This is a genomic window from Kitasatospora sp. Xyl93 (assembly GCF_055383135.1).
In genome coordinates, this window is sequence record NZ_AP029185.1 from 4,409,028 (window position 1) to 4,432,082 (window position 23,055).

Sequence of the window (23,055 nt, forward strand, 5' to 3'; positions counted from 1 at the left end):
CCATTCTCGCCCGCGGGCCGGGGTCACCAGGCGGCGCCGGCGGGCTCCTCGATGGTGGTGTTGACGCGGTTGAAGAGGTTGGTCAGTCCGATCATCAGGATGATCGCGGAGAGCTGTTCCTCGGTGAAGTGGTCGGCGGCGGCGTCCCAGACGTCGGCCGGCACGGCCCGGCCCGAGCGGTCGGCGATCCGGGTGGCGGCCTCGGTGAGGGCGAGGGCGGCGCGCTCCTCGTCGGTGAAGAACGGCGCCTCGCGCCAGGCGGCCACCGCGTGCAGCCGCTCGTCGGTCTCGCCGTGCTTCCGGGCGCCCTGGACGCCCGCGAACACGCAGGCGCCGCACCCGTTGATCTGGCTGGCCCGCAGGTGCACCAGCTCCAGGACCTTCGGGTCGGCGCCGCCCTGGTACACGGCCCGGTAGACGGTCTGGATGCCCTTCATGGCGTCCGGCAGGACCGTGGCGGGGTTCCTCATGCGAGCGGTGTGGGCGGTGCTCATGGTGTCCTCCTCGTCGGTTAGCGTCCGTCACTGGACCGACGGATCCCGACGCGAGGATGTGACAGAGTGAGCGAGGAAATCCCTCCGACCGGTTCGGCGGAGCTCCAACCGGCCGAACTGGCCCGGCGTTTCGAGGCGGAGCGCCCCCAACTGCGGTCGGTGGCCTACCGGATGCTCGGGTCGATCGCCGAGGCCGAGGACGCCGTCCAGGAGACCTGGCTGAAGCTGAGCCGCAGCGACGTGGGCGGGGTGCGCAACCTCGGGGCCTGGCTCACCACCGTCGTCGGACGGGTCTGCCTGGACCAGCTGCGCTCGCGCGCTTCCCGCCGGGAGGAGCCGCTGCCCGAGCAGGACGGCCAGGTGCGGCTGCCGGACCCGGTGGTCAGCGGGCTGTCGGCGCTGGACCCGGTGCACGAGATCCTGGTCGCGGACTCGGTCGGGATCGCGCTGATGGTGGTCCTGGAGACGCTCTCCCCGGCGGAGCGGGTGGCCTTCGTGCTGCACGACATGTTCGAGGTGCCCTTCGACGGGATCGCCGAGGTGCTCGGCCGCACCCCCGCGTCCACCCGGCAGCTGGCCAGCCGGGCCCGCCGCCGGGTGCAGGGCGCCACCCCGGCCGCGGACTCCGACAACGCCCGCAAGCGCGAGGTGGTGGAGGCCTTCCTGTCCGCCGCCCGGGGCGGTGACTTCGACGCCCTGCTGACCGTGCTCGACCCGGACGTGGTGGCCCGTTCGGACGGCGGCACGCTGGTGCCGAGCGCGCTGTCCCGCGGCGCCGCGGACGTCGCCGCGCAGGCGATCGCCTTCGCCCGCTTCGCCGCCGACGGCCGGCTGGTCCTGGTCAACGGCTCGCCCGGTGTGGTGTCCTTCGCCGGGGGCCGCCCGCTGTCGGTCATGTCGTTCACCATCCACGCGGGCCGCGTCACCGCGATGGACATCCTCACCGACCCGACCCGGCTGGCCGCCCTGGGCCTCACGCCCTGACCGCCCCGACGCCCCCCGGGCCGGCCGGCACCCGGCCGGCCCGCGGGAGCGCTCAGGCCAGGCCGCCCGTGGCGCGGAGGCTCCGGCCGGTGAGCGGGCGCGGCCCGCCCGGTGCGTCCAGCACGTTTCCTCCACGTGGTGTTTCCCGGTGCTTCCCGCGCCGCCCGGACGGCCACGCGCTACCGTGCCGCCCATGGCGAACTTTGTACTGGTGGCGGGCGCCTGGCTCGGTGCCTGGGCGTGGGACGGGGTCGTGGCGGAGCTGGGCGCGGCCGGGCACGGAGCGTACCCCGTGACGCTCTCCGGGCTCGCGGAGAGGCGCGGTACGCCCGCCGGTCAGCAGACGCACGTGGCGGACGTCGTCGCCGAGGTGGAGCGGCTGGACCTGCACGACGTGGTGCTGGTCGGGCACAGCTACTCGGGGATCCCGGTGGGCCAGGCCGCCGAACGGATCGGCGGGCGGCTGGCCGGGCTGGTCCTGGTGGACGCCAACGTGCCGGTCGCGGGGGAGTCGTTCGCCGACCAGATGCCGGAGCCGGCCGCGCTGCGGGCGGACCTCGCCGCGCACGACGGCTGGTGGCCGCCGCTGCCGCCGGCCGAGTTCGCCGAGCAGGGTCTGACGGTCGAGCAGATCAACCGGATCGCGGCGGGGGCGACCCCGCACCCGGGCCGCTCGCTGACCGAACCCGCCGTCCTGGAAGGCCCGTTGAGCGCGTTCCCGGCGGTGTACGTGAAGTGCCTGCTGGACTGGCCGGAGCCGCCGCCGGTGGTCGCCCGGCTGGTCGCGGACGGCCACTGGCGGCTGGTGGAGCTGGACACCGGGCACTGGCCGATGTTCTCCCGGCCGGTCGAACTCGCCCGGGTCCTGGCCGGGGCGGCGCGGCCGGCCCGCAGCGACCGGTAGGCCGCGCCGCGGCCCCTCGGCCAGGAGGACCGGGGCTGGCGGGAAGGAGGGCGGACCACCGACGGCGGGCGCGGCCCGCCGTCGGAGGTTCACCCACCGTACGGTTGCGGGACGCCGGGGCCGAGGTGCCCGATCAGCGCCGCCGCCACGGCGGCCAGCACGGTGGCGGTCGGGACGGCCCGGTGCGCCGCGTCGCAGAGCAGCACGACGGCGGTCACCGCGGCCGGGGTGCCCGCCAGCGGCAGGGCGACGGTCAGCACGGCGAGCAGGCGGCGGGGGCGGTGCGGGGCGTCCGGGCGGGTCACGGCGGGTCTCCTTCGGGCTCGACCCGCGCCACGATGCCGCCTCCCGCAGCGTCAGGTTCAAGTCCTTTTCCGCCGCCGCCCGACCCCTGGCCGCCGCCGATCCGCGGCCGCCGAGGCCCGACCCCGGGCCGCCGCCGCTCAGCGCGCGGCCACCCGCCGCCACCCCGGCCCGTCCGCGGCCACCGGCGCGGCCGCGAAGTCGTAGCGCAGCAGCTCAGGCCCCAGCGCGAGCAGCGAGATCGACGAGGAGCCCCAGATCCGCCCGTCGCCGAAGTCCCGCCGCTGGATCAGCGCGGCGTCTGCGTCCGGCGCCAGCCCGTCCCGGGGTCCGGCCAAGGTGCCTGCGAAACCCACATTGAGATGATCTTGAAGCCTTGATCCGCCGGCCGGGTCCCCATGAGCGGATCAATATCATCTGGCGTTCTGCCATGTCCTGGCTTGGGGCGTTCCGGTCCCCGCCCGTCGATCTTCCATGACGATGCCCACCGCGCGGGTGTGCTCCCGTGGTCGTGTTGGCATCGGAGTTGGGCGGTCAGTGGGACATGACGTCGATCGAGCGGACGGCGTATCCGCGGTTCAAGCGGCTGATCACCGCGCGTGAGCTGCACCTGTTCTTCTCGCCGAGCCGTGAGGAGGTCGCGTGGTGCCAGGAGCGCGCGGACAGCGAGGACCACCAGCTGTCGCTGCTGCTGCTCTTGAAGTCCTACCAGCGGATGGCGCGCTTCCCGAAGTGGGAGGAGGTACCGGACACGGTGGTCGACTTCGTCCGCAAGGCGGTGGAACTGCCGGAGGGCACCGCACCGGGCCAGTACGCCTCGGTGCGGACGGCGGAGGCCCACCGCGGCCTGGTCCGGGCCCGGGTCGAGGGAATCCGGTTCGACGCGGGTGAGGCCCGGCAGGTGGCGCGCGAGGTGATCCGGGCCGAGGCCGGCTCGAAGAACAACCCGGCGGACCTGATCAACGTGGCGCTGGAGCAGCTGGTCCAGAAGGGCCTGGAGCTGCCGGCGTTCTCCACGCTGGACCGGATGGCGATGAGCATCCGCACGGAGGTGAACAGCGACATCTTCACCCGGGTCTACGAGCGGGTCGGCGAGGAGGAACGGGCCAGGTTGCTGCGGCTGCTGACCGTGGTGGGGCTGGACCGCAAGACGGTGTTCAACCAGCTCAAGCAGTCCGCCCAGCGGGCTACCTGGTCGAACATGAGGAAGCTGGCGGACCACCGCAAGTGGCTGGACGGCCTGGGCGAGACCGGGGTGTGGCTGGAGGGCCTGGCGGCCGGGAAGATCGCGGACTTCGCCGGGGAGGCGGAGGCGGCGGACGCGGGCGTGTTGCAGGACTATGCGGAGGTCAAGCGGGTCACGCTGATCGCGTGCCTGGTCCACAAGGCCCGGATGCGGGTGCGCGACGACCTGACCACGATGTTCGCCAAGCGGGTGGCGATCAAGGCGAAGCGGGCCCGCACCGAGCTGGAGGAGATCCGCAGCCGGCAGCAGGCGATCGTGGAGGGCCTGATCGGCAACTACCGCACGCTGCTGCGGCAGGTGGACACGGACGGGCCCGCGCAGACCGCCCGGGCCAAGGCCGGCGCGCTGACCAAGGAGACCCTGGACGCGCTGGAGGGCCTGGACGAGGCGGCCGGGGCCTCGGAGGTGAACCGGCGCCTGAAGCGGCAGGTCGCGGCGGCGTTCCTGAAGCTGGCCGAGGGCCTGATGGTGCAGTCCAACGGCCTGTTCAGCGTGACCTCGGCGGTGGACGGCTTCGGCGGGTTCGACGCCCAGTACGCCCAGATCGAGAAGGTCTCCGCCCACCACGGCGACAACTGGGAGGTGCTGATGCACGGGCACCTGAAGGCCGACCGCTCGGTGATGCTGAACCTGCTGGAGAGCCTGGACCTGGTGGCCACCAGCGAGGACAGCCGTGTGCTGGACGCCTTCAGGCACCTGCGGCGGTTCCGCAACTCGCGCGACTACATCCCGGTGCGGGGTGTGGACGACAAGGGCCGCGACACCGGGGTGGTGGACATCCGCTTCGCCACCCAGAACTGGCAGAAGATCGTGCGGGACCGGACCCGCCCGAACTCGTACGTGCGCCGGCACTTCGAGGCGATGGTGCTCTTCAACCTCGCCGAGGAGCTGCGGTGCGGCGACATCGCGGTCCCCGGCTCGGAGGAGTACGCCGACTGGAGCCGGCAGCTGCTGGGATGGCGGGAGGTGGAGGAGCGGCTGCCGGCCTACCTGGTCGAGGTGGGCTTCCGCGAAGCAGGCGACGGGACGCCGTTCGACGCCGCCGCGTTCCGGGCCCAGCTGCAGGACCGGCTCACCGAGGCCGCGGCCGCTGCGGACTGCGGCTACCCGGAGAACGAGGGCCTGTTCATCGACCCGAAGACCGGGGTGCCCACGCTGGAGAAGTATCGGGCGGACGAGCGGCGCCCGAGCGCGGTGAAGCTGGAGCAGGCCATCAAGGCCCGCCTGCCCGAGCGGTCGCTACTCGGGGTGCTGGCGCGCACCGCGTACTGGATCGAGTGGTGGCGGCGCTTCGGGCCGGCCTCCGGCCACGACCCCAAGCTCAAGGACGCCTTCGGCCGGTACGTCATCACGACCTTCGTCAACGGCACCAACATGGGCCCCTACGAGGCGGCCCGGCACATCAGCGGGGTGAGCGGGCACGAGCTGTCGGCCACCGCGAACCGGCACTTCACCGTCGCCAAGCTGAACCAGGCGATCACGGACGTGGTCAACGCCCACGGCCAGCTGGACATGTCCCGGGCCTGGGGCGACGGCACGGCGGTGGCAGCCGACGGCACCCACATGGACACCTACCTGAACAACCTGGTCGCCGAGACCTCGATCCGCTACGGCCGGCCCGGCGGCATCGCCTACCACCACGTCGCCGACACCTACATCGCGCTGTTCACCCACTTCATCCCCTGCGGCGTGTGGGAGGCGGTGTACATCATCGAGGGGCTGCTGAAGAACGAGTCCGAGATCCAGCCGACCACGATCCACGCGGACACGCAGGGCCAGAGCTACCCGGTGTTCAGCCTGGCACACCTGCTGGGGTTCGAGCTGATGCCGAGGATCAGGAACTGGAAGGACCTGGTGTTCTTCCGGCCCACCCGGCAGACCTCCTACGTCCACATCGACGCGCTGTTCGGCGAGGCGGGGCGCAACGTCATCGACTGGGACCTCATCGAACACCACTTCAAGGACCTGATGCGGGTCGCGCTGTCGGTGCGCGAGGGCACCGTCTCCTCGGTGCTGCTGCTGCGGCGCCTGCGCTCCGGGTCGCGCAAGAACGCCCACTACGCGGCGTTCCGCGAGGTGGGCCGGGTGATCCGCACCATCCAGTTGCTGCGCTACCTGACCGATCCGCAGATGCGCCGGCGGGTGACGGCCGCGACCAACAAGGTCGAGGCGTACAACGGCTTCTCCGAGTGGGTGCGGTTCGGCAACCGGGGCGTCATCACCGACAACGACCCGGTCGAGCAGGAGAAGGCGGTCAAGTTCAACGCCCTGCTCAGCAACTGCCTGATCTTCCACAACACCCTGGACATCGCCCAGGCGGTGCGCGAGCTGCAGGCCGAGGGCTGGAAGGTCGAGCCGGAGGACCTGGCGGAGGTCTCGCCCTATCTGACCGAGAAGATCATGCGGTTCGGCGAGTACTCCACCCACGAGCTCGACCTGGCGCCGGAGGCGTACGAGCAGCACCTGGACGTCGACTTCACCAAGTTCGACCCGCAGAACCACACCGAGGCTTCCTGACGGTCCGCCCCGCTGCCGGCCTCGGTCGGCCGACCGACGTCAGAGCCGCACAGTGTGATGCCGTGCCGGGTGTTTCGGGCAGGACGGCACCATTCGGGCTGGACCGGGCAGCTACCTGCGCTTCCTCAGCCACAGGACCACACCCACGATGACCGCGAGGGCGACGACGCCAAGGACGGGACCGCCGAGGGTGAGAAGGCGCTGAAGGGAGGTCGCGGCGAGGTATCCGGTGCCGGCTTCGGCGGCGGCCCACAGGCCGGCGGCGACGGCGCTGTAAGGGGCGATGCGCCGGTAGGGCAGCCGGGTGGCGCCGGCGAGGTGGGGGGTGAGGGTGCGGACCATCGGCAGGAAGCGGCCGAGGAAGACGGCGCGGCCCGCGTGGCGGGTCATAAGGGTTTCGGCGTGCTGCCAGGCGGCGGCGGGGATGCGGGCTCCGATGCGGCCGGTGCGCAGGCGCTCGCCCAGGAAATCTCCGGTGCGGTGGGCGAGGTAGTCGCCCACGACCGCCGCCCCGGCGGCGGCCGCGATGACGAGGGGAAGGCTGACGGTGCCGGCGCGGGCCATGGCGCCGACCGTCAGCAACAGGGCGAGGGTGGGGGTGAACGCGCCCAGCAGCAGGGCCGACTCGGCGCAGACGACCAGGGCGAGCACCGCGTACACGGCGATCGGAGGCAGGTGGGCGAGGGCGTCGGTAAGGAAGTTCATCGCCGGACACCGGCCCGTCGGCTGTCTCGTCTGAGGGAGACATTGTGCGTGCGCTCCCGGTCACCGGGGGTCTCGGGGCGCCGCAGTTCCCAGACGTGGGCCGGGGGCAGGTTGGCGAGGACCGTCCAGCGGCCGGCGGCGTAGCGGTGTTGGTAGGCGGTCATGATCTCGTCGACGGCGGCGTGGCGGCGCGTTTCGGCGCGGGAGGAGAACAGGGTGCGGGCCTTGCGGGTGCCGAGGTAGGCGAAGTAGGAGAGGGTGCCGCCGGGGTGCAGGAGGTCCATGTAGCGGGCCATGATCTTTTCGACCTGGTCGGGGGTGAAGTTGGTGAGCGGCAGGCCGGAGACGATGACGTCGTAGCGGCGGTCGGTGTCCAGGTCCTCGACCAGGGCCTGGTGCACGGTGACCTGGGTGTGCCGGGCGGCCCGGGTGTCGACGAGGTGCCGGAGCCGGGGGGTGAAGCGGGGGTTGGCCTCGACGACGTCGAGGCGGCTGCCGCGGGGCAGCTGGGGCAGCAGGGCGCTGGTGACCGCGCCGGTGCCGGCACCGGCCTCCAGAACGGCCAGTGGGCGCGGGGCACGGACGCGGACGGGGTCGGTCAGGGTGCGGGCCAGGGCCTTGCCGCTGGGGGCGATGGCGCCGGTGGTGCGCAGGTCGCGCACGGCTTCCCGCAGGAACGCCCAGCCATCCGTACGGGTGCGTGTCGCGGCGGTGGCCCGGTTCGTGTCCTGCTTGTCGGTGTGGTTCATGGATTCCACGGTAGGAATGGGGAAGGGGCCACGGTTCGGCCGTTGTGCGACGCCTACCCCCTACGAAAGTAGGGGTGTGGCGGTAGCCGATCGTCGCGGGGTGCCCGCGGTGGCGGTGCCTACGATCGGCAGGGTGAGCACACGATCAAGACCCGGCTGGGCAGCCCTGACACGCGCGGTGTTCCTGGCGCTCCTGGTGACGGCCGCCACGGCCAACGCCTCGACCGTGGCCGGCGGCCGCTACACGGTCCCGGTGTTCGCCGTGGCGCTGGTGTGCGCGGTGGTCCTGACGGTGCCCGCGTTGCGGTGGCCCGCCGCGCCCGCTGTCGCCACCGCGGCCGTGGCCTGGTGGGGGTGGCCCCTCGCACCGCTGCTCGCGGTCGCCTCGTTCGATCTGGCGCTCGCCCGCCGCACGCGGGTCGCGCTGGTCTGCATCGCCGTCGCCCTGAGCGCCAACCTGCTCGGCGTCGAGGCCACGTCCGTGTGGAACGGGCGGCAGTGGGTGGCGGCGGTGACCGTCCTGCTGTTCGCGCTGGTCGTCGGCCTGTGGCAGGGCAACCGCCGGCGCCTGCTCCAGACGCTCGCCGACCAGGTCGAGCACCTGCGCACCGAGGCCCGGCTGCGTGAGGAGGCCGCCCGCGCCGCGGAGCGGGCCCACATCGCCTCCGAGATGCACGACGTCCTCGCCCACCGCCTCAGCCTCATCGCCCTGCACACCGGCGTCCTCGTCACCCGCAGCCCCGACCTCCCCGCCCCGGTCGCCGAACGCCTCGCCCTGCTGCGCGGCGCCTCCACCGAGGCGCTGGCCGACCTGCGCGAGGTCCTCGGCGCTCTACGCGAGCCTGACACCGCAGGCGAGGGCGCCGCGCTCGAACCGGCGATACGGGAGGTTCACGATCTGGTCGAGCAGGCGCGCGCCGCCGGACAGGCCGTCGAGCTGACGGTCGACGGCCAACCGGAACAGGCCCCGACCACGCACCGCCTGGCCGTCTACCGCATCGTCCAGGAAGCGCTGACCAACGCCCGCAAGCACGCCGAAGGCGCCCGGGTCACCGTGCGCGTCGACTACCGGCCGCCCGCGACCCGCGTCGAGGTCACCAACAGCGCCGGCGTCCCCGGCGCGAACGCCTCCTCCGGCTCCGGCTACGGACTCGTCGGCCTGCGCGAGCGCGTCAGCGCCCTGGGCGGCGACATGGACACCGGACCCGCCGGAGCGGGCGCCTGGCACCTGGCGGCCCGCCTTCCCCACCCCACCACCCTCGACCAGAACGGCCCCCGCCCATGATCCGCGCGATGATCGTCGACGACGACGCCCTGGTCCGCCTCGGCCTGACCGACCTCCTCGACGGCGACCCCGGCATCGAGGTCGTCGCCCAGGCCGCCGACGGCCTCCAGGCCGTCGAACAGGCCACCGCCCACCGCATCGACGTCGCCCTCGTCGACGTCCGCATGCCCCGCATGGACGGCATCACCGCCACCGCCCGCCTGCGCGCCCTGCCCCACCCCCCGAAGGTGATCACCCTGACCACCTTCGACCTCGACGAGTACGTCTACAACGCGCTCGCCGCCGGCGCCGACGGCTTCCTCCTCAAGGACACCGACCCCGTCGAGATCCTGCGCGCCGTCCACCTCGTCGCCGCCGGCTCCGCCATGCTCCACCCCGCCGCCGCCCGCCGCGTCATCGACCGCTACCACGCCACCAACCGACCCGTCGCCGCCTCCGCCCAAGCCCGCATCGAACGCCTCACCCCCCGCGAACGCGACGTCCTCGCCCTCCTCGCCCAAGGCGAGACCAACGCCGACATCGCCACCCGTCTGGCCATGCGCGAAAGCACCGTCAAAGCCCACGTCAGCCGCATCCTGACCACCCTCGACGTCACCAACCGCGTCCAGGCCGCCCTCCTCGCCCGCGACGCCGGCCTCACCACCTGACCGCACAGCCACCGCTCCCAGCGGCAAAACACCGGGCGCCCGAACGAACACCGGCCCGGTCCGGAGCGACCGACCTGCCTGCCCCACGCAGTGTCGTGCTCAGCCCCCGCCGGCCTCTCACAAACGACCCTTTCCGGGAGCAAGATCGGAAACGGTCACCAGGAGCGGCCCGGGCGTCCGATCGGCTCTCAGAACTCGTTCTCACTCAAGTAACGGCGGACCCCTGTTCTGGGAATGGTTTGTGAGAGAATTTCGGGCGTGACGGACCCTCAGGACACCACCGACAGCGACGCCGACGACGTCGAGCGCCACGACTGCCCGCGCTGCGGCGTCCAGCCCGGCTCACCCTGCCGCTCGCGCTCGGGCGCAGTCGCCGGGATCTACCACACCGGCCGCTTCAAGAAGGTCGCCCGGCTCGCGAAGCTGCTGCGGGTGCCGACCCCGGCCGACCGCGGACCCGGCCAGCCCTGGCGACCCGGCACTCCGCCGCCGGCCACGCCCGAGACCGGCGCCCCCGGCGCTGACATCCGCATCGGGTACGCGAGGTGCAGCCACCTCACCCAGGAACTCCAGTCGCAGCTGGACGCGCTCAGCGCGCACGGCATCCCGCGCGACAAGATCTTCTCGGAGAAGATCAGCACCCGCATCCGGGTCCGCCCCCAGTTCGAGGCCGCGCTCACCCTCGCCCGCGAGATCAAGGCCCACGCGCCGCACTGCCGCGTGCTGTTCACCGTCTACGAGATGAAGCGCCTCGGCCGCGACGCCGCCGAGCTCACCGCGCTGGCCGACCACCTCACCGCCCACGGCCTGGTCCTGGAGATGCTGGCCGGCCCCCTGCCCGGCATCTACGACCCGTCCGGCCCCGGCCGGATGCTCTTCGGGTTCTTCGCCGCCATGGCCGAGACCGAGCGCGAGAGCATCCGCGAAGCCACCCTCGAAGGACTCGACGCCGCCGCCCGCAAGGGCAAGCACGGCGGCCGGCCGCCCGTCATCACCGACGACATGCTGCACACCGTGCTGCGGCGCCGGGCAGCGGGCGAGTCGATCGAGCAGATCCGCCCCGACCTGATCATCCCCACCGGCAAACGCAAGGGCCACAACCCCGGCCTGGCCAGCATCTACCGGGCACTCGCCGAGCACGAGAAGCGCCAGGCGTACCCCGAAGCCGTCGCCCAGGCCCAGGCCGACTTCGCCGCCCTCCAGACCAACTGACGGCAGATCGGCCTACAAGATCATCTCAATGTGGGTTTTGCAGGCACCTTGGCCGGACCCCGTCCCCGGCGACGATCGGCAGCCATCCGCCCCAGGCCGCCGGGGCCGGCCCCGCGGCGGTCGGCTCGGGCCGGGGCTCGGCGGCGAGGCGGGCCCGGAAGTGGGCGGCCCGCGCGGCCATCAGCGCGTGGATCCGTTCGGAGGCGGTCCGCTCCGCCGCCACGCCCTCCAGCCCGTCGTTGAGCACCACGCTCAGGCCGGACGGCAGTTCGCGCTCCGCCAGCCGCCCGCCGGCCCAGCTGGACACCCGGGCGCCGTCGGCCCGGACCAGGACGAGGTGGAACGGGTCGTACGGCGTGAGGTCGAGGTGGCCGATCCCGCCCTCCCGGACGGCGGTGAGCGGCAGTCGGCCGCGGGTGAGCCGGGCGCCGGCGGGGGCGGGCGGGCCGAAGCCGTTCAGCAGACAGGCGGCGGTGCGCCGGTCGGGGTCGACGGCCAGCCAGGTGCCGCCCGCCGCGAGGTCCAGTCCGCCGAGCAGTTCGGGCCGGTCCGGCCAGTGGTGGTCCGGCGGCAGCCAGGCGCGGCCCAGGTACTCGTCCCGGACGGACAGCAGCAGCACCGGGGCGGCCGTTCCCGGCTCGATGCTGACGAACGCCGTGCACACGGCCTGCCCCCTGACCTCGTCCTGTCGGCGATCTCCTGCCGGCGATCCTCGCACGGCCGTTCGTACGCCGGAAGTGGCCCAAGGAACGGGCGGCCGAACGCACCAGGGCGGCAGGCCACCGCGCCCCTAGGCTGGCGGCCATGACGACGAACGAGACGACCGCGACCGGCGGGGCCCCGGTGCCCGCCCCCGAGCAGCGCCTGCGGATGGACAAGCTCGCCCCCGCCTACTACCAGGCGATGATCGCCGTGGACCGGGCCTCCCGGGAGGGCCTCGACCCGGTGCTCGCCGAGCTGGTCAAGGTGCACGCCTCGATGATCAACGGCTGCGCCTTCTGCATCGACATGCACGCCACCGACGCCCGTCAGCACGGCGAGCGGGAGCACCGGCTGCTCGCCCTGCCGGCCTGGCGCGAGACCCCGTTCTTCACCGCCCGCGAGCGCGCCGCCCTGGCCCTGACCGAGTCCGTCACCCTGCTGACCCAGGGCCACGTGCCGGACGCCGTGTACGCGGAGGCCGCCGCGCAGTTCGACGAGACCGAGCTGGCCCAGCTGATCGCGCTGATCACCACCATCAACGCCTGGAACCGGATCGGCGTGTCCACCCGCATGAGCCCGGCCGCCAAGTGAGCGCCGCCGACCTCACCGTCCGGCGGGAGAAGGCCCGGCTGTTGCGGGAGCTGCACCGCCCGGGCGGGCCGCTGGTGCTGGCGAACGCCTGGGACGTGCCGAGCGCCCGGCTGGTGGCCGCCGCCGGGGCGCGGGCGGTGGCGACGGCCAGCGCGAGCGTGTCCTGGTCGCTCGGCAGCGCGGACGGCGGCGGCGCCGACCGCGAGCAGGTGCTGGCCCGGACCGCCCAGGTGGTCCGCGCGGTCGACCTGCCGGTCACCGCGGACCTGGAGGCCGGCTACGCGGACACCGCCGCCGGGGTCGGCGAGACGGTCGCCGCGCTGCTCGCCACCGGCGCCGTCGGGGTGAACCTGGAGGACGAGGGCAGGCCCCGGGAGGAGGCCGCCGAGCGGATCGCGGCCGCCCGGGCCGCGGCGGACGCGGCCGGCGTGCCGCTCTTCGTCAACGCCCGCACCGACGTGTTCCTGCGCGGGATCGGCGCCCCCGAGGGCCGGTTCGACGACGCGGTGGGCCGGCTGCGGGCGTACGTCGCGGCGGGCGCGGACGGGGTGTTCGTCCCGGGGGTGTCCGACCCGGAGACCATCGCCGCCCTGGTCGCGGCCGTCCCTGCGCCGCTGAACGTGCTGGCCGGCCCCGGCTCCCCGGCGGTGGCCGAGCTGGCGGCGCTCGGCGTGGCCCGGATCAGCCTGGGCCCGGGCCTGGCCGAGGTGGCGTACGCGGCGGTCCGCCGGGCCGCCGAGGAGGTGTACGGGCACGGCACGTTCACCGCGCTCGCCGAGGGGCTGAGCTACCCGGAGCTCAACCGGCTCGCCGCGGGCTGAGTGCCGCCGGCCGAACGCCGCCGGCCGAACGCCGTGGCCGGCCGGCCGTACGGGGGTCGGCCGGCCGGCCACGGCCGGTTCACCGGGCCCGGCGGCCGCCGGACCGGCGGGTCAGTTCAGGACCTGCCCGCTGAGCCCCGGGTGGCTCATCTGGTTGGTCCCGAGCGCCTCGACCTGGTCGGCGGCCTTGCCGACGACCGGGAGCTTGCCCACGGTCCGCAGGGCGAGGTCGGCGGGGGAGACTTCCAGCCCGTCGGTGAGCCCGCCGGAGACGTCCGGCGAGGAGGCGGTCTGGGTGGTGGCGGAGGCCGCCGGGACGGCGAGGGCGAGGCCCGCCATGGTGAGGGCGGCCAGGGTGGCGAGTTTCTTCATGCCCTGCCGAACGACCCGGACCGCCCTCAGGTCACCGGATCGCTCAGACCGTCACCCACAGGGTGCGCACGCTGTTGCTGACGAACGAGGCGATCGGCTCGTCCGTCCGGCCCTCCGCCAGGGCCAGCCCGGGGAACCGGGTGAACAGGTGCCGCAGCGCCGTCTCGGCCTCCAGCCGGGCGAGCCCGGAGCCGAGGCAGAAGTGCGGGCCGTGGCCGAGCGACAGGTGCTTGGCGGGCTGCCGGGTGAGGTCGAAGCGGTCCGCGTCCGGGAAGTGCCCGGAGTCCCGCCCGGCCGCCGCGTACGAGGCCAGCACGGCCTCGCCGCGCCGGATCACCACGTCGCCGACCTCGATGTCCTCGATCGCGTAGCGCAGCGGGAACTGCCCGACCGGGGAGTCGTAGCGCAGCGTCTCCTCGACCACCGCCGACCACGGCTGCTCCCCGTCCAGGACGAGCCGCAGCTGGTCCGGGTGCGCCAGCAGGGCGCGGACGGCGTTGGTGATCAGGTTGAGCGTGGTCTCGTGCCCGGCGACCAGCATCAGCAGCAGGGTGCCGACCAGCTCGGCCTCGCTGAGCCGCTGCTTGTCGAGGTGGTGGCCGGCGTCGTGGGCGGCGATCAGGTCGCTGGTCAGGTCGTCGCCGGGCTCGGCCCGCTTGGCCGCCACCACCGAGGCCAGCAGCGCGTTCAGGCCCCGCTGCGCGGCCAGGGCCGCGGCCGGGGTGGCCGAGCTGGAGACCATGGTGTCGGACAGCTCGTGCAGCTCGTCCTGCTGCTCCAGCGCCAGGCCGAGCAGTTCGCCGATCACCTGCATCGGCAGCGGGTAGGCGAAGTGCCGCCGCAGGTCGAACTCGCCCTCCAGCTTCGCGACGCCGTCCAGCAGCGCGATCGTCCGGGCCTCGATCGCGGGCGCCAGGTCGGCTATCCGGCGCGGGGTGAAGGCCTGCGAGACCAGCCCGCGCAGCCGCCGGTGGTCGTCGCCGTCGGCGGTGACCATGCCGGGGACGACCACGAAGTTGAGCAGCGGCCAGCCCTCCGGCAGCCGTCCCTCCCGGAAGGTCGTCCAGAGCCGGGCGTCCTTGCCGATCCGGGGGTCGGCCAGCAGCGACTGGAGGGTGGCGTGGTGGGTCACCGCCCAGACCACCACCCCGCCAGGGAGCTCCACCAGGACCGCGGGGCCGGCCGCGCGGAGTCGGGCGTTCTCGCCGTGCTGGTCACGGCCGAAGGGGTCGAGTCTGACGGGCTCGGCGCGGTTTCCGGCGTCGACGGTGTCCATGCGGGCCTCTCGGGGGCTGGCGGGCGGGGCGGGGTGAAGGCGCTGTAGAGCACCGGAAGGGCGGTCAGGGCCCGTGACCACGGGGACGGGCGCCAGGTCAACTCACCCGGTGGTACGGCCAGTTGGAGATCGGGAAGGCGGTGCAGCAGGGTCTCGACGGCGGTCTCGACGATGATCCGGGCCGGGTGCTGGGCCGGGCAGACGTGCCGGCCCGCGCCCCACGCGAGGTGCGCCCGGTTGCCGCCGAGCGAGCCCTGGGCGGCGGCCGAGACGCCCTGCGCGGCCGGGTCGGCGTTGGCCGCGGCCAGGCCGAGGACGAGCATGTCGCCGGCGCTGATGTACTGGCCGCCGAGCACGGTGTCGCCGGTGGCCCAGCGGCCGGGGAAGTTCTGCGTCGGCGGGTCGCGCCAGAGCACCTCCTCCAGCGCGTCGGAGACGGTCAGCCGCCCGCCGGTGAGGGTGGCCCGGAAGCGCCGGTCGGTGAGCAGCAGCCGCAGGGTGTTCCCGGTCCAGTTGATCGAGGTCTCGTTGCCCGCGACCAGCAGCACCACCAGGTGGTGCACCGCCTCCTCGTCGGTCAGCTCGGCCGGGTGGGCGAGCAGCCAGGAGGTGAGGTCGGCGCCCGGGGCGGCCCGGCGGCTGCGCACCAGGTCGACCAGCAGCGTCTGGAACTCCACGCCGGCGCGCTGCGACTGCGCGCTGCTGTCCACGAAGTGGCTGATCAGCTCGACCAGCCGGGGCCCGCTCCGCACCGGCAGTCCGACCAGCTGGGTGAAGACCAGCAGCGGCAGGATGCGGGCGTACTGGGCGATCAGGTCGGCGGTGCCGTCCGGGCCCCAGCTGTCGATCAGCCCGTTGGCGGCGGCCTCGGTGGTCCCGCGCAGCTGGCGGTGGTCGATCTGGGCCAGGGTGTCCGAGACGGCGGAGCGCAGCCGCTGGTGCTCGGCGCCGTCCAGGTTGAGCAGGGTGGGCCGCCAGGAGGTCATCGGCAGCAGCCGGGAGTCGGCGGCCAGCCGGCCCTCGGCGGGCACCCGCCAGCGGCGCGAGTCCTTGGAGAACAGCGCCTCGTTGCGGGTGAGTTCGAGCAGTTCGGGATAGCCGAGGACGAGCCAGGCCTCGACCCCGGGCTCCAGCTCGATCGGTGCGACCGGCCCGTAGCGCTCGCGCAGCCGGGCGTACAGGCCGTGCGGATCGTCGGCGACGGCCGGGCCGTACAGCGGGGTCAGCGGCACGCCCACGGGCAGCCCGCCGGGCCGGCCGCCGCCGTGGGCGACGGGGCACCTGGGAGGCCCGGGCGGTTCGGGGGCGGTCATCGCTGGAGCTCCAGGACCGAGCTGCGGTGCAGGTGGTCGACGAAGTCGATCAGCAGGTCGTAGGCCTGCCGGCGGTCGCGCGCGTCGCAGTACAGGATCGGCACCTCCGGCAGCAGGTCCAGCGCCGACCGCAGCTCCTCCTCCGGGTAGCTCGGCGTGTCCGGGAAGGTGTTGACGGCGACCGCGAAGGGGATGCGCTGCTCCTCCAGCCGGCCGAGCACGTCGAAGCTCTCGTCCGGCCGGCGCAGGTCGACCATGGCGATGGCGCCGAGCGCACCGCGCGACAGGTCGTCCCAGAGCGGCCAGAACCGCTGCTGCCCGGGCGTGCCGAACAGGTACAGCGCGAGCCGCGGGTTGAGCGTGATCCGGCCGAAGTCCAGCGCCACCGTGGTGGTGCTCTTCCCGGCGAGCCCGGTGAGGTCGTCGACGCCGGCGCTGGCGGCGGTCATCGTCTCCTCGGTGCGCAGCGGGGTGATCTCGCTCAACGATCCGACCAGGGTGGTCTTGCCGACCCCGAACGGACCGGTGACCAGGATCTTGACCGCGCCCTGCACCGAGGAGGGCAGGTACTGCGGCCCGTCGGCGGACCCGGTGGCCCCGGGGGCGGCTTCAGCGGAGTTGGCGGAGGCCAACGAGCACCTCTTCCAGAAGGGTTGCGGGCAGGCGTTCGGCCTGCGGTACGGGCGGGAGCACCTGCACGGCGCCGAGGTCCCACAGGTCCCCGACCAGCACCTTGACGACGCCGAGCGGCAGCCCCAGGTGGGCCGCCACCTCGGCGATGGACAGCAGGCTGTGACAGAGGGCGAGGATGCGCCGGTGCTCGCGGTTCAGCAGCTCGTGCTCGGGCAGGTCCGGCGCCTCCGGTAACGCGCTGACCAGGCTCTCCACGGCGAGCTCGGCCCGGGTGGGGCGGCTGCGCCCGCCGGTGATGACGTACGGCCGGACCGGGCCGCTCAACGGTGGCCCCCCGCCGCGTGGTCGACGCGCGGCGGGCTGGTGAGGTGGGCGCCGATCCGTTCGACCAGGACCTGCATCTGGTAGGCGACCAGGCCGGCGTCGACGGCCTCGCCGGTCACCACGGCCAGGTGGGCGCCGGCTCCGGCGGCGACGACGAAGAGGTAGCCGCCGCCGTACTCGATGACGATCTGGCGGGTGGCGCTGCCGGGGCCGCCGAAGCCCGTCGCGACGCCGCGGGCCAGTGACTGCAGTCCGGAGCAGGCGGCGGCGAGCCGTTCGGCGTCGTCGCGCGCGATGCCCGCGCTGCGGCCGATCTCCAGGCCGTCGTTGGAGACGACGACAGCGTGCTGGACCTGCGGGACGGCGATGATGTCGGCGAGCAGCCAGCCGAGATCAGGGGTGGTGGTCATGGAACTCTCCGGAGCGCTGGGGAAGTCGGGGGGAAGCGGGCAGGGAACGGTCGGACTGGGCCTGGGCCCGGACGGCGGAACGGCCGCTGGCGGTCCCGGCCTGGAACATCGCCATGAACGCCTGCGCGTCCCGGGCCGAGCGGTGGGGCGGCGCGGGCGGCGGTGGGGGAGCGGCGTGCTGGGCGGGTCGGCCGGTGCGGTCGCGCCGGTGGCTCCGGCGGGGCAGCGGGGGAGGGGCGTCACCGGTGGCGGCGTGCCGGCCGGTGGGCGGGGTCTCCACCATGGGGTGACCGGCGGGAGAGGCCGGTCGGGGACCGGGGCTGAACGCCCGGTCGTCCGGGCCGAGGCCGGGGACGGTGGGCGGCAGCGGCTCGGTGAGCAGCGCGTTCGGCAGCAGCAGGACGACGCGCACGCCGCCGTACGGCGAGGGCGCCGAGCTGAGCGTGACCCGGAAGCCGTACTGCTCGGCGAGCCGGCCGACCGCGGCCAGGCCCAGCTGCGGCACCTCGCCCAGCCGGGAGACCTCCAGGGTGCTGCCGCCGGCCAGTGCGGCGGCGGCCTTGGCCACGGCCTGTTCCGGCATGCCGACGCCGCCGTCGTCGATCTCGACGACGGCGCCGTTGTGCACCGGCATCAGCGTGACGAACACCTGGGTGCTGGGCGGGGAGTAGCGGGTGGCGTTGTCCAGCAGCTCGGCGATCGCGTGGATCAGCGCCTCGGCGGCGGCGCCGACCACGGCGGTCTCGGTGCGGCTGCGCACGACCACGCGCTGGAACGGCAGGATGCGCGACTGGGCGCCGCGGACGACGTCCTCCAGGGAGACGGGTTCCGGCCAGTGCCGGCCGGCCCGGGCACCGCACAGCACGGCCAGGGTCTGGGCCAGCCGGGCCTGTTGGGCGGCCGCGTGGTCGGCCTTGAGCAGGCCCTCCAGCAGCGCGGGGTCGTCGTGGGTGCGCTCCATCTCGTCCAGCAGCGCCTGCTGGTCGTGGGCCATCACCAGGATCCGGCGGGCGACGCTGAGGAAGGCCCGCTGGGTGGAGGCGGTGTGCTCCTGCTCCTGCTGGACGGCGGCGAGTTCGGCGCCGCGGCGGGAGAGTTCGACGGCCAGCTGGTCCTGGAGGGCGAGGAGTTCGCCGTGCAGCCGGTCGGCGCGGCGGCGCTGGGTGACGGACACGGCGCGGTACCGCGCGGCGGCCACGAGGGCGAGGACGGCGAGCACGCCGGTTGCCGTTACGGACCACTGAGTCATCGTCACGCGGCGAATTCTAGGGTGATGATCCTACGAAGGTGTGAACGGATCCCGCCAAGTGACCGGATCTCGTCAATATCGAGTCAATTCGGCGTCAATCGGCGCTCGTTCGACCCCGATCGCACCGCCTGACGAGGCGTCCCACCGGCCTGGCCGGCCCCGGCGGCCGGCGTCGGGACCGGGCCGGTCGGCCGGATCGCGTCCTGTGATGTGTGGGGCCTGTGTGCAGGGTGTTGCGGAAGGGGCGCCATCCGGTGCAGGGGCGGCCCCGAGCCCCGAGTCCGGGCGGGCCGCCCGAGGCGGTCAGGCGGGCCAGCCGCGCAGGCCGGCGGTGAGGGTGGCGATGAGGCGGTCGTGGGTGGTGGTGAGGTCCTCGGCGAGCTGGAAGGCGCCGGCGGTGGAGAGGGACGCGAAGCCGTGGGCGAGGGAGCGGACGGTGCGGGCGGCGTGGACCGCCTCGGCGCCGTCGAGGCCGTACTCCCGCAGGACGGCGATGATCACACCGACCAGCCGGGCGGCCGCCCGGGTCAGGTCGTCGTCGGGCTGCGGGGCCTGGGGCAGGGCGTGGTAGCGGTGCGGGTGCTCGGTGGCGTACGCGTGGTAGGCGCGCAGGACGGCGGCGACGGCGTCGTCCCCGCTGCGTCCGACGGCCGCCTCGGCCAGCCGGTCGGCCAGGTCTCCGGTGACCCGGACGGCGATCATCCGCCGCAGTTCGGCCAGGCCGCCGCTGACGTGCTTGTACAGCGAGGGGGTGGCGACCCCGGCCCGGGCGGCGACGGAGGCCAGGGTGAGGGCCTCGGCGCCCTGCTCGTCGATGAGGGCGAGGGCGTGGTCGACGACCTGGCCGGGGGTCAGTCCTACGCGGGGCATGGGTTCGGGATCTCCGTACGGGTGGCGGCGGGCGGGGACGGGGCTCAGCCGAGTTCGGCGAGGAACGGCAGCAGGGCGTCCGCGGTGGCCGCCGGGTTGTCGGCCATCGGGTAGTGCCCGGACCCCTCGATCATCACCTTCCGCGCGCCCAGGGCGGCGGCCTGCCGGTCGGCGACGAGCTCAGGCTTCGGGAAGTCGGGGTCCGCGCTGCCCATCACCACCAGCGCCGGGCACCGTACCGCGGCCGTCCAGCCGGCCGGCGCCGAGTCGCCGCGGACGTACCCGCGGGTGGCGGCCTTGCGGCCCGGGGTGCGCAGCGCGGCGACCAGGCCGTCCACGTACGCGTCGAAGTCGGCGGGCTTGGCGCCGGGGAAGGCCATCCGGCGCAGGTAGAAGCCCCAGGAGGCCGGCCAGTGGACGAGGGCCGTGCCCATCAGGCCCATGACACCGCGCATCAGGGCGCCCGGCGGCGGGTTCTCGACGAAGGCGTCGAGCAGGACGATCCCGGCGACCCGCTCGGGCGCGTCCCCGGCGGCCCTGACGACGGTCGCCCCGGTGTAGGAGTTCCCGGCGAGCACGGCGCGCTCGATGCCGAGGTGGTCGAGCAGGGCGAGGACGTCGCCGGCGAGGGCGGCCGGGCCGTAGTCGTCCCAGGCGACGGAGGACTCGCCGAAGCCCCGCAGGTCCATGGTGACGACCCGGTGGCCGGCGGCGACCAGCAGCGGTCGCAGGTGCCGGTAGGCGGCCCGGCTGTCGAGCATGCCCGGCAGCAGGACGACGGGGGTGCCGTCGCCCTGCCGGGTGTCGTCGAAGGCGATCCGGCCGCCGGGAACGGTCAGGTACTGGGTGCTCGGGGTGGTGGTGCCGTTCATGGTGGTCCTCCTCGGGCCGCCGGTGCGGGGCATCGGCGGTGCTGCCGATAGCCATAAAGCTAAGGCTAATAGCCTTAGCCGTCAAGCGGTCGGCGGTCGAATCGGCGCAGGGGGCGGTCAGACCCCCTCCACCTTGAACGGGTCGTGCTCGCTGAGCAGCTTCTCCAGCCGGGCCTGGTCCACCCGGGTCACCATCTCGTTGGACTCCTGCCGGTCCCGGATCACCTTCGCCAGCGTGAACGCGGAGGTGACGGTGTAGAGGAGGCCGATCCCCAGGAAGGCCCGGGTCCACCCGCCGACCGGCAGGTAGGCGATCCCGGCCGCGAGGGCGGTGCCCGAGACGGCGAAGGAGAGGACGGCCTGGATGTAGTAGGCGGCCGTGGTGCGGCTCTGCATCGGAGTGCTCATGGCGTCAGGATGCGGCCGCCCGGTCGGAGCGCACATGAGTAGGCGTACTCAGATGGGGCCGTGCATGAGGGGTCGTTCGTTGACGTTCGATCACCTGGGCGTAAGCTGCTCCGAACGGATGGCTTGGAATCAGAGCCTCCTAGGATTAACGTTTGATAACGCAGCGCGGTCGTCAACGCCGTACCCAGACGGCACCGTGCGCCGTCGCCTAATCCCGCCGACCGGCCCCCGGGCAGGTCAGGGAGCCGGGGAACCACGTTCCTTGGGGTGAATCGGCGGGGCCCCGGCCCGGCCGTAGGAGACCTTCCTGCTCCGAACCCGTCAGCTAACCCGGTAGGCGCGAAGGAAGGAAAGGAGCGCGCCTCCCGTGGCGTCGACGCACACCCCGGCACACCCCGGCTCCGCAGCCGGCACCCAGCTTCTCGACCACCCCGGCACGGACGGCCCCGAGGCCTTCGGTCCGGAGGCCGAGACCAACCGCCACCGGATGCCGCGTCAGACCCGCGGAGCCTCCCCGCTGCTCGGCGTCACCGCCGTCGCCGCCACCCTGGGCGCCACCGGCTTCGCCTCGGCCACCCCGGCCGTCGCCCCCGCCGTCGAGGCCCCGGACGAGACCCCGGTCGCCCTCTCCGCCGACCCCGGACTCGCGCTCGCCGCCCGCATCCAGCACCAGGCCGACAGCCAGCGCACCGCCGCCGAGGAGACCGCCCGGCTGCAGGCCGCGCAGGAGGCGGAGGCCAAGGCCGCCGCCAAGGAGGCCGAGGCCAAGCGCGCCGCCGAGGAGGCCGAGCGGGTCAAGGCCGCCGCCCTCACCCTCCCGGTGAAGGAGTACCGGCTCTCCGCCCACTACGGCCAGAGCGCCCGCTACTGGGCCAACCTGCACACCGGCCTGGACTTCGCCGCCGACACCGGCACCCCGGTCTACGCGCTCGGCCAGGGCACCATCACCTCGGCCGGCTGGGCCGGCTCGTACGGCTACCGGATCGTCGAGACCCTGCCCGACGGCACCGAGATCTGGTACTGCCACCTCTCCTCGATCACCAAGGGCTCCGGCAAGGTCGTCTCCGGCCAGCAGATCGGCAAGGTCGGCGCGACCGGCAACGTCACCGGCCCGCACCTGCACATGGAGGTCCGCCCCGGCGGCGGCGCCCCGGTCGACCCCGAGCCCTGGCTCGAGCAGCGCGGCCTCACCCTCTGACGCACCCGCGAAGGCCCCCGGCCCGGAGCCGCAGCTCCCGGGCCGGGGGCCTTCGCGCGCCGGCTCATTCCTCGACGGGCAGCTGCGCCAGGTACGCCTCGATCTCCTCGTGGCCCGGCTCCGGCGCCAGCTCCGGGAACTCCGTCACCAGCAGCCGCGGCAGCCCCGGCACCGTCCACCCGCCGAACAGGTCGAGCGCCGCGTCGACCGCCGCCTCCTCGAACCGGCCGAAGTCCCCGGCCAGTTCGTCCGGCATCGGCCGTCCCAGCGAGGTCAGCTCGGCCAGGTTGCGGTAGCTGCGCCGCATCAGGCCCTGCTCCAGCAGCCGCCGCGCGCCGTCCGTGGCCATGCCGACCGCCAGCACCCGGCCCGGGCCCCAGCCCTGCTCGTCCGGCTCGTCCAGCCAGCCGGCCGGCACCAGCGCCCCGTACGCGGCCAGCCGCTCGTCCTCCGACAGCTCCGCGAAGCCGGCCAGCCAGTCCCGCACCGCCGCCGCGTCCGTGACGTCCACCCCGTGCGCGTGCAGCAGCAGCGCGTACAGCCGGGGCCAGGTCACCAGGTCGGCGCGGCGCAGCAGCCCGGCCGCGACCTCGCCCTGCCACTCGGCCTCCGCGTGCAGCCGTTCCTGGCGCTTGGCGTTCAGCCGCCGGGCCGCCCGCTGGTGGTCGATCAGCAGCCGGACGGCGTCGCCGTAGGCCAGCGGGTCCTCCTCGGGCGCGGGTTGGACGTACAGGTGGAGGCGCTCGTACAGCAGGTGCTCCACCGCGTCGGAGGTCAGTTCGGGCCAGCCGTCGCGCATCCTGCCCTCGCCCAGCTCCAGCAGCGCCAGCACCGCGCGCAGCGGCCCCTCGGCCACCGGCGCGCGGCCCTGCTCGGCCGCCCAGGCGAGCAGGTCGGCGGCCTTGGTGCGCGGGGCGAGCCGCAGGTCTTCGTCGTTCATAGTCCGAACGGTAGCCGCCGGGCGGGGATA

Annotated in this window: 26 protein-coding genes and 1 riboswitch; of the genes, 9 read left to right on the forward strand and 17 right to left on the reverse strand. The window is 74.0% G+C overall.

The features are described 5' to 3' along the window. Positions 1-23: 23 nt before the first annotated feature. A complete protein-coding gene (locus ACZ5GH_RS19770) occupies positions 24-494 on the reverse strand; it encodes a carboxymuconolactone decarboxylase family protein (protein ID WP_464334911.1) in 471 nt (156 codons plus the stop codon). 66 nt (positions 495-560) lie between these two features. Here ACZ5GH_RS19770 and ACZ5GH_RS19775 point away from each other — a divergent pair, with 66 nt between their 5' ends. Together ACZ5GH_RS19775 and ACZ5GH_RS19780 are read left to right on the forward strand one after the other, a co-directional pair. After that, positions 561-1,478, forward strand: a complete 918-nt coding sequence (locus ACZ5GH_RS19775; protein WP_464334912.1) for a sigma-70 family RNA polymerase sigma factor — start codon at positions 561-563, stop codon at positions 1,476-1,478. 193 nt (positions 1,479-1,671) lie between these two features. Continuing rightward, on the forward strand, positions 1,672-2,382 hold the full coding sequence (locus ACZ5GH_RS19780; protein ID WP_464334913.1) for an alpha/beta fold hydrolase: 711 nt from the start codon (positions 1,672-1,674) through the stop codon (positions 2,380-2,382). 89 nt (positions 2,383-2,471) lie between these two features. Here ACZ5GH_RS19780 and ACZ5GH_RS19785 read toward each other — a convergent pair whose 3' ends face one another. Both ACZ5GH_RS19785 and ACZ5GH_RS19790 read right to left on the reverse strand, forming a co-directional pair. After that, positions 2,472-2,687: a hypothetical protein gene (locus ACZ5GH_RS19785; protein ID WP_464334914.1), complete on the reverse strand. Its 216-nt coding sequence runs from the start codon at positions 2,685-2,687 to the stop codon at positions 2,472-2,474. Positions 2,688-2,825: 138 nt separating this feature from the next. Then, positions 2,826-3,041 (reverse strand): hypothetical protein, encoded by a 216-nt coding sequence (locus ACZ5GH_RS19790; RefSeq protein WP_464334915.1) that lies wholly within the window; start codon positions 3,039-3,041, stop codon positions 2,826-2,828. A gap of 158 nt (positions 3,042-3,199) precedes the next feature. On the opposite strand from ACZ5GH_RS19790, the gene ACZ5GH_RS19795 reads away from it, so the two are divergent. Then, positions 3,200-6,448, forward strand: a complete 3,249-nt coding sequence (locus tag ACZ5GH_RS19795; RefSeq protein WP_464334916.1) for a Tn3 family transposase — start codon at positions 3,200-3,202, stop codon at positions 6,446-6,448. Positions 6,449-6,559: 111 nt separating this feature from the next. On the opposite strand, the gene ACZ5GH_RS19800 is transcribed toward ACZ5GH_RS19795, so the two are convergent. Then, positions 6,560-7,153 (reverse strand): DedA family protein, encoded by a 594-nt coding sequence (locus tag ACZ5GH_RS19800; protein ID WP_449780097.1) that lies wholly within the window; start codon positions 7,151-7,153, stop codon positions 6,560-6,562. After that, on the reverse strand, positions 7,150-7,902 hold the full coding sequence (locus tag ACZ5GH_RS19805; RefSeq protein WP_449816755.1) for a class I SAM-dependent methyltransferase: 753 nt from the start codon (positions 7,900-7,902) through the stop codon (positions 7,150-7,152). Before ACZ5GH_RS19805 ends, ACZ5GH_RS19800 begins: the two co-directional genes overlap by 4 nt. 133 nt (positions 7,903-8,035) lie before the next feature. On the opposite strand from ACZ5GH_RS19805, the gene ACZ5GH_RS19810 reads away from it, so the two are divergent. The 3 genes from ACZ5GH_RS19810 (at position 8,036) to ACZ5GH_RS19820 (ending at position 11,046) form a co-directional block, all read left to right on the forward strand. Further along, positions 8,036-9,187: a sensor histidine kinase gene (locus ACZ5GH_RS19810; protein ID WP_449780098.1), complete on the forward strand. Its 1,152-nt coding sequence runs from the start codon at positions 8,036-8,038 to the stop codon at positions 9,185-9,187. Next, on the forward strand, positions 9,184-9,834 hold the full coding sequence (locus ACZ5GH_RS19815) for a response regulator (protein WP_449780099.1): 651 nt from the start codon (positions 9,184-9,186) through the stop codon (positions 9,832-9,834). The genes ACZ5GH_RS19810 and ACZ5GH_RS19815 overlap by 4 nt, the downstream gene beginning before the upstream one ends. A gap of 258 nt (positions 9,835-10,092) precedes the next feature. Continuing rightward, a complete protein-coding gene (locus ACZ5GH_RS19820; protein ID WP_464334917.1) occupies positions 10,093-11,046 on the forward strand; it encodes a recombinase family protein in 954 nt (317 codons plus the stop codon). A gap of 25 nt (positions 11,047-11,071) precedes the next feature. Here ACZ5GH_RS19820 and ACZ5GH_RS19825 read toward each other — a convergent pair whose 3' ends face one another. Then, the gene (locus tag ACZ5GH_RS19825) at positions 11,072-11,710 is read right to left on the reverse strand and encodes an NRDE family protein (protein ID WP_464334918.1); all 639 of its coding nucleotides are present in this window, start codon (positions 11,708-11,710) and stop codon (positions 11,072-11,074) included. A gap of 140 nt (positions 11,711-11,850) precedes the next feature. Between ACZ5GH_RS19825 and ACZ5GH_RS19830 the strand changes: the two genes are divergently transcribed. Then, positions 11,851-12,339, forward strand: coding sequence for a carboxymuconolactone decarboxylase family protein (locus ACZ5GH_RS19830; protein WP_387759091.1), 489 nt, complete (start codon positions 11,851-11,853; stop codon positions 12,337-12,339). Next, positions 12,336-13,160: an isocitrate lyase/PEP mutase family protein gene (locus ACZ5GH_RS19835; RefSeq protein WP_387759093.1), complete on the forward strand. Its 825-nt coding sequence runs from the start codon at positions 12,336-12,338 to the stop codon at positions 13,158-13,160. The genes ACZ5GH_RS19830 and ACZ5GH_RS19835 overlap by 4 nt, the downstream gene beginning before the upstream one ends. A gap of 111 nt (positions 13,161-13,271) precedes the next feature. Here the strand turns inward: ACZ5GH_RS19835 and ACZ5GH_RS19840 are convergent, their stop codons facing one another. The 10 genes from ACZ5GH_RS19840 to ACZ5GH_RS19885 all read right to left on the reverse strand — a co-directional run bounded on the left by ACZ5GH_RS19840 (position 13,272) and on the right by ACZ5GH_RS19885 (position 20,887). After that, complete coding sequence (locus ACZ5GH_RS19840) at positions 13,272-13,532, reverse strand: hypothetical protein (protein WP_387759095.1); 261 nt, start codon at positions 13,530-13,532, stop codon at positions 13,272-13,274. Positions 13,533-13,575: 43 nt separating this feature from the next. After that, positions 13,576-14,697, reverse strand: coding sequence for a cytochrome P450 family protein (locus ACZ5GH_RS19845; protein ID WP_464334919.1), 1,122 nt, complete (start codon positions 14,695-14,697; stop codon positions 13,576-13,578). Next, entirely contained in the window at positions 14,661-16,121 is a 1,461-nt protein-coding gene (locus ACZ5GH_RS19850; RefSeq protein WP_464334920.1) for a cytochrome P450, read from the reverse strand. The genes ACZ5GH_RS19845 and ACZ5GH_RS19850 overlap by 37 nt, the downstream gene beginning before the upstream one ends. Continuing rightward, positions 16,118-16,753 (reverse strand): GTP-binding protein, encoded by a 636-nt coding sequence (locus tag ACZ5GH_RS19855; protein ID WP_387759101.1) that lies wholly within the window; start codon positions 16,751-16,753, stop codon positions 16,118-16,120. Before ACZ5GH_RS19855 ends, ACZ5GH_RS19850 begins: the two co-directional genes overlap by 4 nt. Next, the gene (locus ACZ5GH_RS19860) at positions 16,731-17,078 is read right to left on the reverse strand and encodes a DUF742 domain-containing protein (RefSeq protein ID WP_387759103.1); all 348 of its coding nucleotides are present in this window, start codon (positions 17,076-17,078) and stop codon (positions 16,731-16,733) included. Before ACZ5GH_RS19860 ends, ACZ5GH_RS19855 begins: the two co-directional genes overlap by 23 nt. Continuing rightward, a complete protein-coding gene (locus tag ACZ5GH_RS19865) occupies positions 17,075-17,488 on the reverse strand; it encodes a roadblock/LC7 domain-containing protein (RefSeq protein WP_387759104.1) in 414 nt (137 codons plus the stop codon). Before ACZ5GH_RS19865 ends, ACZ5GH_RS19860 begins: the two co-directional genes overlap by 4 nt. Beyond that, complete coding sequence (locus ACZ5GH_RS19870) at positions 17,472-18,737, reverse strand: ATP-binding protein (RefSeq protein WP_464336847.1); 1,266 nt, start codon at positions 18,735-18,737, stop codon at positions 17,472-17,474. Before ACZ5GH_RS19870 ends, ACZ5GH_RS19865 begins: the two co-directional genes overlap by 17 nt. Positions 18,738-19,040: 303 nt before the next feature. Beyond that, the gene (locus ACZ5GH_RS19875; RefSeq protein WP_387759106.1) at positions 19,041-19,607 is read right to left on the reverse strand and encodes a TetR/AcrR family transcriptional regulator; all 567 of its coding nucleotides are present in this window, start codon (positions 19,605-19,607) and stop codon (positions 19,041-19,043) included. 44 nt (positions 19,608-19,651) lie between these two features. Beyond that, the gene (locus ACZ5GH_RS19880; protein ID WP_387759107.1) at positions 19,652-20,479 is read right to left on the reverse strand and encodes an alpha/beta fold hydrolase; all 828 of its coding nucleotides are present in this window, start codon (positions 20,477-20,479) and stop codon (positions 19,652-19,654) included. Between the two features lie 117 nt (positions 20,480-20,596). After that, positions 20,597-20,887 carry a YiaA/YiaB family inner membrane protein gene (locus tag ACZ5GH_RS19885; RefSeq protein ID WP_387759109.1) on the reverse strand — a complete coding sequence of 97 codons (291 nt, stop codon included), beginning with the start codon at positions 20,885-20,887 and terminating at the stop codon, positions 20,597-20,599. A 195-nt stretch (positions 20,888-21,082) separates the two neighbouring features. Then, positions 21,083-21,241, forward strand: a riboswitch (cyclic di-AMP (ydaO/yuaA leader). 13 nt (positions 21,242-21,254) lie between these two features. Here ACZ5GH_RS19885 and ACZ5GH_RS19890 point away from each other — a divergent pair. Beyond that, on the forward strand, positions 21,255-22,085 hold the full coding sequence (locus ACZ5GH_RS19890; protein ID WP_464334921.1) for a M23 family metallopeptidase: 831 nt from the start codon (positions 21,255-21,257) through the stop codon (positions 22,083-22,085). Between the two features lie 64 nt (positions 22,086-22,149). Here the strand turns inward: ACZ5GH_RS19890 and ACZ5GH_RS19895 are convergent, their stop codons facing one another. After that, positions 22,150-23,025, reverse strand: a complete 876-nt coding sequence (locus tag ACZ5GH_RS19895; protein ID WP_387759112.1) for a hypothetical protein — start codon at positions 23,023-23,025, stop codon at positions 22,150-22,152. Positions 23,026-23,055 lie beyond the last annotated feature (30 nt).

What these genes read in the sequence shown, in the direction of transcription:
- ACZ5GH_RS19770 (WP_464334911.1), bottom strand. Translation starts at nt 494, where the DNA reads ATGAGCACCGCCCACACCGCTCGCATGAGGAACCCCGCCACGGTCCTG.
- ACZ5GH_RS19780 (WP_464334913.1), top strand. Translation starts at nt 1,672, where the DNA reads ATGGCGAACTTTGTACTGGTGGCGGGCGCCTGGCTCGGTGCCTGGGCG.
- ACZ5GH_RS19800 (WP_449780097.1), bottom strand. Translation starts at nt 7,153, where the DNA reads ATGAACTTCCTTACCGACGCCCTCGCCCACCTGCCTCCGATCGCCGTG.
- ACZ5GH_RS19805 (WP_449816755.1), bottom strand. Translation starts at nt 7,902, where the DNA reads ATGAACCACACCGACAAGCAGGACACGAACCGGGCCACCGCCGCGACA.
- ACZ5GH_RS19815 (WP_449780099.1), top strand. Translation starts at nt 9,184, where the DNA reads ATGATCCGCGCGATGATCGTCGACGACGACGCCCTGGTCCGCCTCGGC.
- ACZ5GH_RS19830 (WP_387759091.1), top strand. Translation starts at nt 11,851, where the DNA reads ATGACGACGAACGAGACGACCGCGACCGGCGGGGCCCCGGTGCCCGCC.
- ACZ5GH_RS19840 (WP_387759095.1), bottom strand. Translation starts at nt 13,532, where the DNA reads ATGAAGAAACTCGCCACCCTGGCCGCCCTCACCATGGCGGGCCTCGCC.
- ACZ5GH_RS19850 (WP_464334920.1), bottom strand. Translation starts at nt 16,121, where the DNA reads ATGACCGCCCCCGAACCGCCCGGGCCTCCCAGGTGCCCCGTCGCCCAC.
- ACZ5GH_RS19865 (WP_387759104.1), bottom strand. Translation starts at nt 17,488, where the DNA reads ATGACCACCACCCCTGATCTCGGCTGGCTGCTCGCCGACATCATCGCC.
- ACZ5GH_RS19870 (WP_464336847.1), bottom strand. Translation starts at nt 18,737, where the DNA reads ATGACTCAGTGGTCCGTAACGGCAACCGGCGTGCTCGCCGTCCTCGCC.
- ACZ5GH_RS19875 (WP_387759106.1), bottom strand. Translation starts at nt 19,607, where the DNA reads ATGCCCCGCGTAGGACTGACCCCCGGCCAGGTCGTCGACCACGCCCTC.
- ACZ5GH_RS19880 (WP_387759107.1), bottom strand. Translation starts at nt 20,479, where the DNA reads ATGAACGGCACCACCACCCCGAGCACCCAGTACCTGACCGTTCCCGGC.
- ACZ5GH_RS19885 (WP_387759109.1), bottom strand. Translation starts at nt 20,887, where the DNA reads ATGAGCACTCCGATGCAGAGCCGCACCACGGCCGCCTACTACATCCAG.
- ACZ5GH_RS19895 (WP_387759112.1), bottom strand. Translation starts at nt 23,025, where the DNA reads ATGAACGACGAAGACCTGCGGCTCGCCCCGCGCACCAAGGCCGCCGAC.